Consider the following 16,534-nt stretch of genomic DNA (forward strand, 5'->3'; position numbering starts at 1 on the left):
TAAAGTAAGCTTTCGCCCATCCAGAACATGATTTTGCGAATGATCCGCAACACGCGGATGAGAAAAACAGCTCCATGCAATGCATGGCTGGCGTGAGCGCTTTGAGTTGCTTATCCCGCAATGTGGCGGAGTGCGCTGAAATCATTTTTTTTTTAGCATTTGGGCGAGTTCCAACAGTCTTTTTCAGGGGGTATGTGTATGCGGAATCTGAGATCACTCACAGTTGGTGTGTTGGCCCTGCTCGCTTTGGGAGCGCTTGCCGCCGCACAAGGCGGTGCCACCGGTGCGATCAGCGGTACCGTCACGGATATCAGCGGAGCTGTAGTCGCCGGCGCTCAGGTCCAGATCATAAATCAGGACACCGCCGCCGTCGCGCGCACTCTGAAGACGGACGCCAATGGAGCGTTCACGGCTCCCTTGCTGCCCGTTGCGACGTATTCCGTGAAGGTGGCCGCCACTGGTCTTGGGGAAGGGAACTTCAAGGACATCGCCGTCCGCATCACCGAAACGACCCGTCTGACCGCCAAGCTTGCGCCTTTGAAGGTGATGGAGAAAGTTGAAGTGCAGGCCACGGTCCAGACGATTGAGACCACCACTGCGACCACCGGCCAGGCAATCGAAGAACAGACGATTCGTGAATTGCCTCTCGCTTCGCAGAACTTCCAGCAACTACTGACGCTCTCCACTGGAGCGCAAAGCGAACTGAACGCCTCCGCTCAACTCGGACGCGGCAACGCCCGCGTCATCGTCAACGGCCAGCGCGAAGACAACAATAACTATCTGATCGAAGGCATCAGCGCCACTGACTACAACGTGTCGCAGTCCACCAACGTACCGCTGCCCAATCCCGACGTCATCGAGGAATTCAAAGTTCAGACCTCGCTCTACGACGCCAGCCAGGGACGCAACAGCGGTGGCAATGTAAACGCCATTCTCAAATCAGGCACGAAGAGTTTTCACGGCGATGCCTACGAGTTCTTCCGCAACGACGTATTGAATGCCAATGAATTTTTCCTCAACCGCGCCGGTCTCAAGCGGCCACCCGTCAAGCAGAACATCTTTGGCGGCAGCCTGGGGGGGCCGCTCGGCCCGTTTGGTTTTTTCTTTGTGAATTATCAGGGGACGCGCCAGCGCAGCGGTTTGTCGCCGGGGACGCTGATTAGCACCAGCCTTCCGATCCTACCGGCGGACCGATCGCCGGAAAATCTGGCTGCCATCTTCAGCACTCCTGCCTCGGCCAACTGTGCCGCGAATCCAATTTCCATCGATGATGTAAGTCTGGCTTTATTCAATCTGAAGAGCGGCCAGTTTGGCGGCGATGCCAATGGATTCCTGTTTCCATCGTTACCCGGCACTCCGGGCGTGACCGTGGACGATGCAACCTGCAACGCGAGCGTAAACACCGCGCAATTCATTATCAGCAAGCCCGGCAAATTTACGGATGATCAGTTCACGACCACCTGGGACAAGGAGTTCAACAGCGGGAACGACAAGCTGGGGGCCCGATTTTTCTTTTCCAACAATGAATCGCTCCTGCCCTTCGGCGCGGGCGGACTTCAGGCTTCCCTGGGCGGAACGCTGGCCAGCAGTATTAGCGCCACCGATTTGAATTTTCCCTACGATCTCCCGGTGAACAGCCGATTCCTCAGCATTGCGGAAACGCATCTGTTCTCGCCCGCTCTGGTCAATGATTTTCGCTTCGGGTTCGTGCGCATCAACAACAGCCTGATCAATGTCGCTCCTGGCGGAGTGACCGCCGACGCGGTGGGCATCGATCGTCCGACCAGCAACATTACGAACTCAATCTACAAATTCACGTTGGGCAGTTCTGGAATTCAGATCGGCCCGACCCCTCCCGCCGACCAGGCGCAGACCCAGAACAACTTCAACTTCGTAGAGACGCTGAGTTGGGTGAAGGGCAAACACACGTTCCGCTTCGGCGGGGAATACACACGCGTCAATCTGGACAAGCTCTTCCCGCAGGTCTTCAACGGACAGCTGTTCTTCGTCAATACCGCTGGCGTAGCCCCGCCGGCTGGCGCCATTGATGGCGGTGTGCCCGGCGGCATCGGTGGACAGACCGATTTTCAGAAACTGTTGTCGGGCCAGGTCGACTTCAGTTTTGGCGGCGGTGGTGTTTACAACCATCAATACCGGACGAACAACTTCTCATTCTTTGCCCAGGACGATTGGAAGGTAAACCAGCAGTTCACGCTCAATCTGGGCCTTCGCACCGAGCTCATCGGCGCGTTCCACGACAATCTCTGCCACATCGGGAACTTCGACCTGGACCTCGCGAACGCAGGCCAGTATCCGCTGATCTATGGTGGTTGCGCCAACAAGTTGGGCGTCGAAGGAATGACCGGATCCGGCAATGACACGACGCTGAAAAATAACTATTCCACCGGCCTCGGACCACGCATCGGCTTCGCGTGGGACGTCTTCGGACATCACAACACAACGATTCGCGGCGGCTTCGGCGATTACTTCGTACGCGAAGATGTCGGAACCGTGGACCAGCTCTCCTTCCAGGCCCCCATTTTGCCCATCGCCTTCAGTGGCGGGCCCGCAGGATGCATGGCCCAATTTTTCAAGATCGATCGGACTCCAACCAACAGTTGTCCCGATCCACAGCCAAACAACCCGAACGGCTTGCCTGCCGCCAGTACCAAAATCATCGATCCCAACTTCTTGCCGTGCCTTGGCACAATCCAGAATTTTCCGGATGGAGACACAACGCAATTCCCGAATATCGGCTGCGCTGCAGGCAGCCCCGGAGTTGTTCCCTCGCAATTCCTGTTTGCTCTTGCCGTCCCGCGCCACTTTGTGGCCCCTCACACCCAGCAGTGGAATCTGACGATGCAGCGCGATCTGGGAAAGAATTGGGTCTTGGAAGTCGGGTACATCGGAACCCACGCAATTCACCTGCGCGAGACTCGCACCAATGTGCAGGCTCGTTTAGCGACCGCTGCAAATCCGCTGACCATTCAGACTCTGGATGGTCCGGCAACCATCACCAGCAGCACTGCCGCGAACGGTCCCGCTCGCTCTACCCTTACGGGCGTTAACGGCTACAGCGGGATGCAGCTCTTCGCCAACGACGCCTACTCTCACTACCACTCCTTCCAGACCACTCTCTCCCGGCGGTGGGGCGCGGGCTATTTCCAGAGCGCCTACACGTTCGCCCGGTCAACGGACGCCACGTCGAGTGGAAACACGGCTCTTAACACTGCATTCAACGATGAAAGCGATTTGCGCTTCTCTCGTGGCCTTTCGGACTACGATCGCAAACATCGCCTCACGGTCAGCTATCGTTATGAGTTGCCTTTCTTCTCCTCGGCGACCGGCGCGAAACGCTGGATCCTGGCGGATTGGGCCATCAGCGGCATCACCATCTTCCAGTCGGGGACTCCGTTCTCGGTGACCGATTCCGGAGCGGGAACGGCCTATCTCGGCGCTGGCCTCGCGTCCGCCACGCTGGGCGCTCAACTCGCCGACGGCGGCTCCATTGGCGCCGGACGTACCTCCGGCGACATTCACGACCGCCTCGATCAGTATTTGAACCCGGCGAATTTTGTGCCTGCTCCGCCTGCCGATCCCGCTGGCTGTAACGCGGATCCGACAGGCGCCGCTTGCACCACTTCTTTCGGCAACCTCGGTCGCAACATCTACCGAGGGCCGTTCCAGCAGAACTGGGACTTCTCCCTGATCAAGAACTTCCGGATTGGGGAAAAGCAATCCCTGCGCTTTACGGCGGATTTCTTTAACATCTGGAATCACGCCAATTTCTCCAGCCCCACTTTGAACGATGTTGAAAACCCCGGCGCATTTGGGAAGATCTTCAGTACGGTCGGAACCCCGCGTCTCGTCCAGCTCCAGTTGAGGTACTCGTTCTAGTGAGCGGAAGAGAGGCGCTCCCACGGATCCCGCTCCTGGAGCGGGATCAGGTCACTCCCGAAGTTGCGAACATCTACGACGTCCTGCAGAAAACGCGGGGCGTCGTGCCGAACATGTTTAAGACGCTGGCGCACACTCCAGCGCTCGCCCTGGCTACGGCCGGATATCTGAAAGCACTCCTCAGCGACGGCGCGCTTCCCGGCTTTTACAAAGAATTGATTGCTCTGCGCCTCTCCGTCCATCTCGCGAGCGAATACGCGGTCAAAGCGCACGCGCTCTCCGCCCGTCAGAAGGGCGCAAACGAAGTCCAGATCGCCGCCGCCCAAGCCGACTTTGAAAACGGCCCCTTCACCGATGCTGAAAAAATCGGTTTCCGTGCCGCCGACCGCCTTCACCAGTCTGCCTCAGAAATAACCGACGAATTCTTCGCCGAGCTCAAGCAAAATTTCACCGACCCACAAATCATCGAACTGATTGCAACCGCTGCGGCCTTCGAATTGTTTCCCCGCTTCGTAGACGCTCTGCGCATCCCACTGACCGTTGTGGGGACAGGTCTCTGACCTGTCCAGCCGAGCGAAGCTCGGCAGGCGGCGGTTGTGTAAACTGGTTGCGAACCATGAAGCCCTTATCATCCCGACTCAATGTACTCACCGGCGAAGGAGCCCTCTCGGTCTACCTCGCTGCCAAGGAACTCGAGCGCCAGGGCCGTTCCATCATCCATCTCGAACTCGGCGAACCCGACTTCCATCCCGCTGAGCCCGTAATTGCTGCTCTCGAAAAAGCAGTGCGCGACGGCAAGGACCGTTACTGTCCGATGGCTGGCTTGCCGGCCCTCAAGGAAGAAATTGCCACCTATCTCCACCGCACTCGCAGCATCAGCGTATCGCCGGAGAACGTCGTCGTCGCCCCCGGCTGCAAACTTTCTCTCTTCTTCGCGCTGATGACGATCCTTGAGCCGGGCGACGAAGTTCTCTGGCCCGACCCCGGCTTTCCGGGATACGCGTCCATTACCCGCGGCTTCGAAAGCATCCCTGTCTCGTTCGGCATCGAGGAGAAGAACAATCTCCAGCCCGATCCCGATGAAATCGCCGCGAAGATTACGCCTCGAACCAAGGCGATCATCCTGAACTCGCCGTGCAATCCGACGGGTTCCGTTTACTCGGACGCCGTCCAGCGCCGCATCGCGGAACTGGCCGTGCAGCACGATCTATATGTAATCTCCGACGAAATCTACGCGCGCATCATTTACGGCCAGAAATACCATTCCATGCTGAGTTATCCCGGAATGCACGAGCGCACCATGATCATCGACGGCTTCTCGAAGAGCTTTGCGATGACGGGATGGCGCCTGGGATACACCATCGCGCCGCCTGCACTCGTGCCGCATCTGGTGATGCTTGCGATCAATAGTTACACCTGTACCGCCGAGTTCACGCAATATGCAGCTATTGAAGCCTTGCGCGATTCGACCGGTGCCACGCCGCGCATGGTCGGCGAATTCCAGAAGCGCCGCGATCAGTTCATTGCGGACTTGAACCGTGTTCCCGGCTTCCGATGCATCCCGCCCGAGGGAGCGTTCTACGCGTGGGTGAACATTGAAGAAACCGGGACCACCGCCGAAGAAGTCTGCCGTATCATGCTCGAAGATGCGGGCGTAGCCGGCATTCCCGGCGCGGCCTTCGGCGACATGGGGAAGAATTTCGTCCGCTTCTCCTTCGCATCCTCGCCGGCGATCTTGAAAGAAGCCGTCGAGCGCATTCACAAAGCAGCAGCCGTTTGGCAATCAGTGGTGGCCACAAAGTAGAGCCGCCTTTGGGTGGCGCAGTGCTTCAGCGCTGCGATCGAGCCAGGAAATGATGAGGGCTTCAGCCCCTGAGGGTCTGAGCTCTGGAGCGACACAAATGAAATCCCTTTGGGTCTTGTTCTTTTGCTTTGCGACTCTCCCTGCCTTTGCCCAGGCACGCCCCTACCCGGGCGCTGACCTTCCGCAGCTTTACCAACATTATCTGGACATCGTGAATAACATCCCGGCGTTTGACCATCACGCCCATCCCGGCTTCGCCGACGATCCCGATGTCGACGCCATGGCCGCGCCTCCGGGCAGCTCCGCGTTCCGTGAGCGCGATACCAATCCGGAACTGGTCGCTGCCGCCCGAGCGCTCTGGGGTTATCCGTATTCTGATTTTTCAGCCGAGCATGCCAAGTGGCTCGTCCAGAAAAAGGCCGAGATCAAGAAGCAGTATCCCGGCACCGCTTACTTCAACATGCTGCTCGACAAGATGAATTTCGATCGCGGCGTTGCCAACCGCGCCATGATGCCGGATTACCTCGACGCCAAACGGTTCCCGTGGGTTTTCTTCTCCGACGCCTTCATGTGGCCGTTCGACAACGCGCAGCAGACGGCCCGTAACGGCGATCAACAGGTGTACATTCCGCTGCAGGAAAAGATGCTGAAGCGCTGGATGCAGCAGGAAAAAGTGAGCGCCCTTCCCGCCGGCTTCGCCGACTACCTGAAGTTCATCACCCAGACTCTCGAAGACAATCAGAAAAACAAGAACGCAATCGCGATGAAGTTTGAAGTTGCCTACTTTCGGACTCTGCATTTCAACGATCCGCCGCGCGATGAGGCTGAAGCCATCTATAAGAAGTACGCCAAAGGTGGGGTTCCCACCGAACCCGAGTACCGCACGTTTCAGGACTACATCTTCCGCTACCTGATCACCGAAGGCGGACGCCTGAAGTTGCCGGTGCACATCCACTCCGCGGTCGGCATCGGAGACTACTTCAACATCTCCGAGAGCAACATCATGCAACTCGAGAACATTCTGCGAGATCCGCGCTACTCGGCAACCACGTTCGTGATGATTCACGGTGGATACCCGCTCGAGCGCGAAGCCATCTGGCTGGCGTCGATGAAGAACGTGTACATGGATTCCTCCATTCAGGAAATCATCATGTACCCAGCCGCGTTCAAGAATTCCCTCCGGCAATGGCTTGAGACGTTCCCCGACAAGATCACGTTCGGCACGGACTGCTTCCCCTACAACGATGTTCTCGGATCGGAAGAGAGCTACTGGCTTGGAAATGTCTCCACGCGCCAGTCGTTGGCAGCCGCGCTTGCCGAAATGGTTTCCTCCGGCGAAATCACGGACGCTAAAGCCATCGAGATGGCGCATGCCTATCTTCACGACACCGCGGTTAGCCTGTATCCTTCATTGAGCCACTGACATGAAAAAGACGAAATCGAAGAAGCGTGCCAGCAAAAAATCTGCCGTCAAGGCCTCGAAAAGAAGAGCGACGAGCCCAGCGAGTAAAGTAGCGCTCAAAGGCACCGTCTCAAAAGCCAGGCGGAAAGCCGAGTTACGCCACGTTCCGTGGAACTCAGTGGCCGTGGAAGCGCTGAATCCTCTGCTGGGGCGTCATTTCATTGTCGGGCAGAATGTCATGTTGGCGCGTGTGTTGCTGAAGAAAGGCTGCATCGTGCCGGAACATAGCCATCCCAACGAGCAGCTCACGTTCATTGCCGAGGGCGCACTCAAGTTCTGGATCGACGGCAAAATCATCGTCGTCAATGCCGGCGAAGTGCTGACCATTCCACCGAACATGCCTCACAAAGCGGAAGCGCTCGAAGACACCGTTGACTTCGATGTCTTCAATCCGCCCCGTGCCGACTGGATGAGCGGAACGGATGTGTACCTGCGGTAGACCGTCTTCGCGCCACCGATGCCAACAATGTCTTTGACTTCCGTCATCACGGCCTCAGTTCTTCGCTGCATCGGTTGCGGCGCGACTCCCGCGTCCGCCGCGCAGGATTTCCGCTGCACGAGCTGTGGCGATCTCCTCGAATTCGTATTTCTTGACCGCAGTCACGATCCCCAGGCCTTGAAGTCCCTCTGGGCCAATCGCAAGACTATCCTCAAACCCCTTGACCAGAGCGGCGTGTGGCGTTTTCGCGAACTCTTGCCTGGCATTGCGGAGGAGCACGCGATCACTTTGCGCGAAGGCAACACGCCGCTTTACGACCTGCCGCGCTGCGCTCGTATTGCCGGTCTCGATGCGCTTCAGGCCAAGCATCAAGGCATGAATCCCACCGCATCCTTCAAGGACACGGGTATGACCTTTGCAGCGTCGTCCGCGAAGGCAAGTGGATTTAGTTGGGTAGCCTGCGCGTCCACGGGAAATACATCGGCCTCAATGGCGGCTTATGCCGCTCGTGGCAACATGCACAGCCTGGTGCTGATTCCCGAAGGGAAGATTTCATGGGGCAAGCTCTCGCAGTCTCTCGACTACGGAGCGCTCACCTGCCAGCTCCGCACCGATTTCGACGGCTGCGTGCAGATCCTCAACGAACTGGTGCGACGTAAGCCTGTCTATCTTTTGAATTCAGTCAATCCGTATCGCATTGAAGGACAGAAGACGGCCGCCATCGAACTGATGGAACAGCTGGAATGGGAACCGCCCGATCACATCATTGTTCCCGGCGGAAATTTGGGAAACAGTTCGGCGATCGGCAAGGCGCTGCTCGAAATGCGCGATCTGAAACTCATATCGCGGCTGCCGAAACTTTCTATCATCCAGGCGCAGGGCGCGAACCCCTTCTACCGCAGCGTAAGAGAATTGGGCGGTACGAAGATCGAGCCTATGACCGCCGACACGCAAGCCACCGCCATTCGCATCGGCAACCCCGCTTCGTGGAAAAAGGCGCTGCGCGTTCTCCGCGAGACCGGTGGGGAAGTTGAGCAGGTAACCGAAGTAGAAATCGCCGAAGCCAAAGCTGAAATTGGCGCCGATGGAATTGGCTGCGAACCTGCTTCTGCCGTTACTCTGGCCGGACTGAAAAAACTGACGAAGGCGGGCTTTGTGAAGAGGAACGATCGCGTCGTCCTGATCCTGACCGGGCACCTGCTCAAAGACCCCGATTTCACCATTAAGTTCCATCGTGGCGACCTGTTTGCGGGAACGCCTGACCAGCAGCCAACTCCGTACTCCAGCCCTTTGCAGCGGGCTCCGATTGTCCTCGATGCCGATCTAAGGGCCGTCGTTGGCGCCCTTGAAGCAGCTGAGAGAAAGTCGTAGCAGTTCCGCTCGAAAACGTGTATAAGACTCGGTTTCACTTCCTTTAGATTGATTTGGGGTCTATCCCCTGAGGTTGTGCCTCTAAATGCCTTCGCGTCCCGCATCTTCGGACCGTTCCATCCGCCTGGCTCTGCCGGCGACCTCGGCCAACCTGGGTCCGGCTTTCGACAGTGCCGCCCTGGCCATGGACTTCTATCTGCGCCTGCACGCCGAGCGCGCTCCCGATTTCTTTATCACCGCTGAAGGCCGCGACGCCCATATCTGCCGCCGGATGGAAGATCACCTGGTCCTCACGACCTACCGCGAGGTCCTCGAATCCGAGAACCGCAAGGTGGTTCCTCTCAGCATTCATATTGAAAACGAAATTCCGATCGGCAAGGGTTGCGGCTCCTCAGCATGCGCCCGCCTGGCCGGCATCGCGCTCGCCGTGCACTACGGACATCTTCGCTGGAAGGCCGATCGTATCGTGGGCGAAGCGTCCATGCGCGAGCACCATCCGGACAATGCATCCGCTTGTTGGATGGGCGGGATCACCGTTGCTCGCATGGCCAACCAAGTACAAGCGCAGATCGTTGAAGTGAAACCGAAAGGGAAGTGGCCACTACTGCTAGCCATTCCTGAAGCGCCGCTTTCCACCGAGCAGGCGCGGCGCGCCTTGCCATTTCAGTATTCCCGCGCCGATGCTGTCACCAACATTCAGAATTCGATGTTGCTGCTTGCATCGTTTGTTTACGACCGCCCCGATCTTCTGCCGTCGGCGCTCGAAGACCGCATCCACCAGCCTTATCGAGCACCGCTCTGTCCCTTGTTGCCCGCGATCAAGGAGTTAACTGGCGAATCCGGCATCCTGGGAGCGGCCCTCAGCGGTGCGGGACCATCGGTGCTGGTGTTTCTGGATGCGAAGGCAAATCCCAAGCGAGTCAAGCAACGGATCGCGGCTCACCTGGCGAAACGCCGTCTCCCGGCCGAACTCCTGCTCACCCAGATTGCGACGCATGGCGGTCGCGATGGCGTCGACTGGAAGAAGAAGCACGGATCGTAGTAGACGAAAAAATCCCCGCGTCGCTGAAAACCATTTTGGGTTCCTCAGTCGCGCGGGGCGTTGATTGGTCTCAGACGATCAGATGAACCCTACCGGCTCGCGGGTGGAACAACCCCGTTCATCCGCAGATAGACGACCATCTGTCCATAGTGATCGAAACCGTGCCAGGCAAATACCGTGCCCATGCCCAGCCGAGTCGCTGTGCCTTCGCCGAACGGATTCTTGATCGGCCCGAGCGCGTTGGCTTCGTTGATTGAGGCCACAGCCTTGTGCGCGTAGGCGAATGAGTCCTTCAGGAACTTTACGATGTCAGCCTTTGACTTCACGCTGTCTGGGCCACTTTCTCCGCCTAGTTCGACGGGCGGCTTCTCGCCCAAAATCGATGCGCCTACGATGTAGTTCACGGCAGCGATATGTTTGGCCTGTTCTCCAAAGGTGCGTACTTTCTTGAATTCGCCGCCGGTTGGCGCGAATCCGAACTTGTCTTCCGGCATCGCCTCCACAGCCGGAACAAGTTCGCTCTCAATGGTCTTGACCGTGCCGTCGAGCACGCTCGTGGTCGTCTTCTTTTCATCGGCAGCCTGTGCCAGCGCTAAACCGCAAAACACGAACATTGCTGCCAACATCAATGCAATCTTCTTCATGTCGCCTCCCGAGCAATTTGTGGATCGCAAACTAGAAAAATTCTTTGTGGGAATTGGATTCAGTCACGTACGACGGCAGGAGACATTTCCAGTTCAGTCGCTGTGATTCGATGCCCGCGCAGTGCCAGCACTCCGCACGCCAACACGCCGGCAGCTACCGTTAGGGCATTCGCGATTCCGATCTGTTTCGCCAGCGCTCCCCACAGCGTTGCGCCGATTGCCATCCCACCCTGCAGTACAAGAAGGTATAACGAGAGTGCCCTCGCCCGCAAATATGACGGACACATGGTTTGCGCGGCAACATTCAAACACGCCAGAATTCCAATCCATGCGCCGCCTGCGATCAGCATCACGACACAGAGCAGCGCAAAAGTCTGGGCACGTCCCGATGCCACTGTCATGCCCGCGAAAATCATGATCGCCACCACCACCACTCCATCGACAGAGAGTCTTTCTCTCAATCGGGGCAAGGCCGCTGCTCCGATCAGAGCGCCTAACCCAAAGCAGGCGAGCAACACACCGTATCCGCGCGCTCCAAAAGGCTTGGCGATGATCGGCATCAGGGCCAGCATCGAAGCCGCCGCCACGCTGAACGTGCCCGTGCGTAGCAGCACCGATTTCGCCAGGGAACTGCCGCGAACGTAGGTGAAACCGTCACCGACCGCCGCCCATACTCGGCGTCGCGCGAGCGAAGTCTCGATCGGCCTTCTCCAGCGATAGAGAAAAATGATGACCCCAAAAAAAGAGGCCGCATTCAACAAGAATGTCGTCCCGCTTCCCAGTGCGCCGACCACGATCCCGCCGATCGCCGGCCCAACCGCACGCGCCACGTTGAAGCCTGCCGAGTTCAGCGCCACCGCGGAGGCGTGCTGCTCGCGAGGCACCAACTCCGGTGTAATCGCCTGCCACGCCGGATCGTTCATCACTGAGCCCAGGCCGAGCAGGAACGTAAACAGGATAAGCACCCATGGGCCAACACAACTGGTGAGCGTCAGAATGCCTAGCGTTGCCGATGCCAGGACCATCCATCCCTGCGTGACCAGCAAGAATTTTCGCCTGTCTACCATGTCGGCAAGTGCGCCCGCAGGCAGAATGACCAGGAACACCGGAAGCGCTCCCGCAGCTTGTACCAGTCCGACCATCAACGGGTCGGTTGTCATCTGCGTCATCAACCAGCCCGCACCGACGTTGTGCATCCACGTGCCCGTGTAGGAGACGACCGAGGCGATCCACAGCGATCGGAAAAGAGCTTCGCCAAGCGGCGCCCAGGGCGAAGCGTTTCCGCGTACCGCCTCCTGCTCCGCCATCGGCATCTTGATCATCTCAGCCATAAAAAGGACGTCGTTCGCTATCCGTCGTTCGCGCTTCGCTGCTAAGCGAAGGACGAATAGCCAACGACGAGCGCCTAACCACTAACCACCGCCCCACCAAACGGCCATTCCCTGCGCCGCAATGCTCGTACGCAATAAATGACCAATCCCACTACCAGGATCACAACAGCGTATCGAATCTCGCGTCCAAAATCCCGGCGCGAAAACAAAATAAAAATAAAGCTGCAAGCCGCCACCAGCGCGGGCACCGGATATAGCCACATCCGGAACGGGCGCGGCATGTCTGGTTGCCGAATCCGCAATACGATGACGCCGATACTCTGCACCAGGAACTGCAGCAGAATCCGGATCACCACCAGTGCCGCGATCAAGTCCGCGAGCCGCAGGAAACAAAAGAGTGCCGCCACTCCTGCCAGGGCCAGCAAGGAAACGTAGGGAAACTTGTGCTCTGGATGAACTTTCGCAAATGCCTTGAAGTAATTTCCATCCACCGCTGCTGCATAAGGGACGCGAGAATATCCCAACATCAGGGAGAAGACGGAGGCGAAGGCCGTCCACATGATCAGCGCCGAGACTATGGCGGCTGCCCCTTGCCCGTAGGTCCGCTGCATGAAGGTCGAGACCACGTAGAGCTTGCTGTTGGAAGCCCCCGACTGCGCCATCTCGCGCCAGGGCACCACGCCCAGGATGCTGATGTTCATGACTACATATAGACAGGCCACCGCGATAATGGATAGCAATAACGCCCGCGGAATGTTTTTGCCTGGCTCTTTAATCTCATCTCCCAGAAAACAGACGTTGTAGTAGCCCCAGTAGTCATAGGCCGCGATCAGCATCACGCCGCCCAGTCCATCAAAGAAATCCTTGGAGAACGTAAACGCTCCCGGTGGAAAATCAAAAGCCTGCCGTGCATTGAAGTGAGTTAGGCCGACAAAAATGATCCACGCAATCGTCCCCATCACGCCGACCCAGAGCACTTTCGAGATCCGCCCAATGACCGTAATCCGCCGGTACAGCAGGAATGCTGTAAACAGGCAAGCGCCGATCGCAACCAGTGTGGCCGGCATGGCCACCCAGCTGAGTTGAAACTTTCCCAGTAACGGCATGTCGAGACTGAATGTCCGCTGGGCCCAAACCTTCTCCAGGCCCGGCCAGAAGAATGCCGCATACTGGGACAGCCCCACGCATCCGGAAGCAATCGAAAGCGGCGCGCTAAACGAAATCTGCCAGATGAATAGAAAGGAAATCAGCCGCCCTAGTTTCTGTGGCCCGTAGATTTCTTTCAGATAACGGTACGATCCGCCCGATCCCGGCATCGCCGCCCCCAGTTCGGCCCACACCAATCCATCGCAGATTGCCAGCCCCGCACCCAGAATCCAGCCGATCATGGCTTGTGGCCCGCCCATGGCAGTGACGACAAGCGGGATCGTAATGAACGGCCCCACGCCGATCATGTCGATCATGTTCAGCGCAGTCGCCGACCCCAGACCAATGCCGCGCACGAGCGGCGTTCCGTTTCCCGGCGTGCTAGCGGAGGAAGGAGTCGTAGTCATCTTTCGGAATTGTCATTCTGAAGAACTTGTCATCCTGAGCGCAGCAAAGGATCTGATTTCCCATGCAGCGCCCATCAGCGTAGGAGCGAATCACTAACCACTAACCACTAACCACGTTTTCATTCCCCGCTCACCACATTCACGAACAAACGCACCGCTCCCGGAATGCCCGCCGGCAGTTGCCGGAAGAATGCGAGTCCCGTGTAGATGTATTTCCCTTTGCCGTATTGCGCCACAAGTAATCCACCTTTTTGCTCACCTTCGCCCGGATCGTGCGTTTCCAGCAGGGGCGTAAACTTCGGATCCCACTGCGAAGCAAAGTACAATCCGCGTTCCTGGACCCATCCCTCAAAATCTTTTTGAGTGATTTCATTGGGCGAATGAAAGATCGGATTTGCAGGATCCAACATCGCAATGGGCGCTTGTTCCGCAGACACGCGTGCCCGGCTCAACGTCATCGGGTACGGCGTAAACTTCCCGTCATTGAAGTCACTCGCGGAAGCGTTGTACTGCACCACCAGCCGTCCGCCGGCTTCGACAAACGCCAGCAGCTTCTTGTTATTCGCGATCACAGCTTTTTCATTGTCGTATGCGCGAATGCCCAGCACGATTGTCTGGTACTTGCTCAAGTCTTCATTGGTCAATTTGTCGGATGGGATGAGAGTCACATTCATGCCGATCTGCCGGAGTACGGTCGGAATCTCATCGCCCGCACCCATGATGTATCCCAGCCGGAGATTTTTTGGCACATTCACGTCGACAATCGAAACGCGTTGCACGGCCGGCTGGTAGTAGTACCCGGTTCCCAGATCGTCCCGAGTGACGATCGAGTAGCCTTCGCTGTACACGTGGTTGTTGCTCCGTAATTCGGCGTGAATGTCCTTGCGGCCCTCATTCGACACGGACGGAAATACTTCGAATGCCGCGTCCTTTGATTGCCCCTTCGCGATCGTCGATTGCACGTCGCGAGGATCCGAGCGCCAGCCGTCCGACACTTTCAGCGCCACGTCGGCGTTGGTGTCGTTGCCTTGATTTCGCGCACTCACCTCGACTGTGGTGCGGGCATTCTGGTGCGACGGTACGACCGCCGTCGAGGGCTGCACGGTGACCGCAAAAGCAGGCGCGACGGCCAGCGGCCGTTCCTTAATATTCCCGGCAGAATCCTTGTACCGGACCACGCACACGCTCGAAATGACGCCGGACTTGCCCAGCGCTGCAACTCCTTTTACCGGTGGCGGGGGGAACGGCCGGCCACGATATTGCGGATCATCAATGATGTTGAGCGCCTCGGTTTCCGGATCGTTGCGATGCCAGTAAGGCCGCGTGATCGCGGCATCTAGAGGAGCGGTGATTTTGAACCTACTGACATCATGAGGTGAATGCTCCCTGCCGAGTACGGTGGATGTCCAGCCGTGTGGAAGCTGCAGGCTGAGGTCAGTCGTACGCACCGCGGAATTGCTCGCGGTGAAAGTCGCCGTGACTTCGAATGATTGTCCGGGCACAGCCATGAAGGCATCTTCAGGATTCGCGCCGGCCGGTGCGTCGACCACGACATGTAAATTCGCTCCGTTCGCCAGTGCTCGGGCTTTTTCAATGTCAGCCGACAAACTTTCCAGCAGATGGACCCGCAAATACGTTTTCGCTTCGGCAGACACACCCGAGCCCGCAATTTGATTGAACAGCTTTGGCACCATGCCGGCCGCAGCCGCCAAAAAAGGTTCAGCCGATGCAGGATTCTTCTCCGCTGCCGCCGCAGCCTCTTCCAGCTTCGTCTTTATTTCAGCCAGTCCCGCTCGTAGCCACGGAGCCTTCTTCTCTTCCTCTCCGAGACCCGACGCCAACCCTGGCAACGACGTATCAATCCCCGCAAATAAATCCTGCTCGTGTCCGTCTTTATCTTTCGGAGATTCCACCACCGAGTCGAGCAGCTTGTAATGAGTGAATCGATCCCCGTCGTCAATTGTCCAGTTCGCTGTGCCCTGCGATTGCTGATGCCGCAATCCCTTCATCGCAAACTGAATGTATGAAGTCCCGAGCACAGGATCCTTCACGCCCGTGTTGATCCGCACGGAGTAGTTCGCCGCGTCGCACGTGCTCGAAAAGAAGCCGCACACGTTTCCGCTATAGAGTTTCTTTGCCTGCCAGGGCTGTAATCCCTCGGCGATCTGCTCGGGAAAACGCTTCGGATCGGCGGCCGCCCGGAATGCTTCTTTCGTTAGAATCGCCGATGCCTGGTGATGTCCGTGTCCATCGCGATCCGTTCCTGAAAATCGCGCCACCAGCACATCCGGACGAAACGTCCGAATCACGCGCACCAGATCGGCCAGTGCGACATCGTGACCTTGCCATTTCTGAAAGGTCTCTTCCGGAGTCTTCGAGTATCCAAAATCCGCGACGCGAGAAAAACGCTGTTCCACTCCGTAGTATCGATCGGACGCTAGGAGTTCCAGAGTCCGTAACACGCCCAGCACGTCAAACAGATTGCTGCCCAGTTTATTTTGTCCGCCTTCACCCCGCGTGAGCGTCATCAATAAAGTCGAGACACCCTTGCCTCGCGACTCGAGTGTCAGCATGCCACCATCTTCATCATCTGGATGCGCCGTAACCTGCATCAGCCGACCGGTTGTCTGCAGCCGGCGCAGCATCAGCTTGAGCCCGGCTGTTCCAGTTTCTTGTGGAAGGGGTTCGTAATACCGGTCATCGCCCGTGGTGGGTGTTTCGGACGCCTGCGCGAAAGAAAATGGCACGGCCGCCAGCAACAGCAGAATCGCCCATAGCGCCGTGGCCGCGCGCTTTCCAGTGCTCAGAGTTCTGGACCCATGCAGCTCAAAATCAGACATTCCCATGTGATGGAGTTTCCCCAAAGAAAGGACCAAGTATATTCGCTACGAGCATTTCACCGTCGTCCTGCGACCCACTCGGACGTCAAATAGCGGTCGCAATTCCAGTGTCAGCGCTGTTCCATTGGACTCGATGTCCTTGCACCAGTGA

The 16,534-nt window shown here is 57.7% G+C and carries 11 protein-coding genes; 7 read left to right on the plus strand and 4 right to left on the minus strand.

Going from position 1 to position 16,534, the window contains the following annotated elements:
* The first annotated feature begins 198 nt into the window (after positions 1-198).
* The 7 genes from HY010_04065 (at position 199) to thrB (ending at position 10,015) form a co-directional block, all read left to right on the plus strand.
* On the plus strand, positions 199-3,897 hold the full coding sequence (locus tag HY010_04065) for a TonB-dependent receptor (GenBank protein MBI3474882.1): 3,699 nt from the start codon (positions 199-201) through the stop codon (positions 3,895-3,897).
* Positions 3,897-4,457, plus strand: a complete 561-nt coding sequence (locus HY010_04070) for a carboxymuconolactone decarboxylase family protein (GenBank protein ID MBI3474883.1) — start codon at positions 3,897-3,899, stop codon at positions 4,455-4,457. Before HY010_04065 ends, HY010_04070 begins: the two co-directional genes overlap by 1 nt.
* A gap of 56 nt (positions 4,458-4,513) precedes the next feature.
* Positions 4,514-5,701, plus strand: coding sequence for a pyridoxal phosphate-dependent aminotransferase (locus HY010_04075; GenBank protein ID MBI3474884.1), 1,188 nt, complete (start codon positions 4,514-4,516; stop codon positions 5,699-5,701).
* A gap of 97 nt (positions 5,702-5,798) precedes the next feature.
* Positions 5,799-7,124: an amidohydrolase family protein gene (locus HY010_04080; GenBank protein MBI3474885.1), complete on the plus strand. Its 1,326-nt coding sequence runs from the start codon at positions 5,799-5,801 to the stop codon at positions 7,122-7,124.
* 1 nt (position 7,125) lies between these two features.
* Positions 7,126-7,602: a cupin domain-containing protein gene (locus HY010_04085; protein ID MBI3474886.1), complete on the plus strand. Its 477-nt coding sequence runs from the start codon at positions 7,126-7,128 to the stop codon at positions 7,600-7,602.
* Positions 7,603-7,629: 27 nt separating this feature from the next.
* The gene (gene thrC, locus HY010_04090; GenBank protein ID MBI3474887.1) at positions 7,630-8,973 is read left to right on the plus strand and encodes a threonine synthase; all 1,344 of its coding nucleotides are present in this window, start codon (positions 7,630-7,632) and stop codon (positions 8,971-8,973) included.
* Between the two features lie 85 nt (positions 8,974-9,058).
* A complete protein-coding gene (thrB, locus tag HY010_04095) occupies positions 9,059-10,015 on the plus strand; it encodes a homoserine kinase (GenBank protein MBI3474888.1) in 957 nt (318 codons plus the stop codon).
* Between the two features lie 89 nt (positions 10,016-10,104).
* On the opposite strand, the gene HY010_04100 is transcribed toward thrB, so the two are convergent.
* From HY010_04100 to HY010_04115, 4 genes are all read right to left on the minus strand, one after another.
* The gene (locus tag HY010_04100) at positions 10,105-10,659 is read right to left on the minus strand and encodes a DinB family protein (protein MBI3474889.1); all 555 of its coding nucleotides are present in this window, start codon (positions 10,657-10,659) and stop codon (positions 10,105-10,107) included.
* Positions 10,660-10,718: 59 nt separating this feature from the next.
* Positions 10,719-11,990: an MFS transporter gene (locus tag HY010_04105; GenBank protein ID MBI3474890.1), complete on the minus strand. Its 1,272-nt coding sequence runs from the start codon at positions 11,988-11,990 to the stop codon at positions 10,719-10,721.
* A 74-nt stretch (positions 11,991-12,064) separates the two neighbouring features.
* The gene (locus HY010_04110; GenBank protein ID MBI3474891.1) at positions 12,065-13,543 is read right to left on the minus strand and encodes an amino acid permease; all 1,479 of its coding nucleotides are present in this window, start codon (positions 13,541-13,543) and stop codon (positions 12,065-12,067) included.
* 119 nt (positions 13,544-13,662) lie between these two features.
* On the minus strand, positions 13,663-16,383 hold the full coding sequence (locus HY010_04115) for a PIG-L family deacetylase (GenBank protein MBI3474892.1): 2,721 nt from the start codon (positions 16,381-16,383) through the stop codon (positions 13,663-13,665).
* Positions 16,384-16,534: the final 151 nt, after the last annotated feature.

This window comes from Acidobacteriota bacterium (assembly GCA_016196065.1).
GTDB lineage: Bacteria > Acidobacteriota > Terriglobia > Terriglobales > Acidobacteriaceae > Acidiflorens.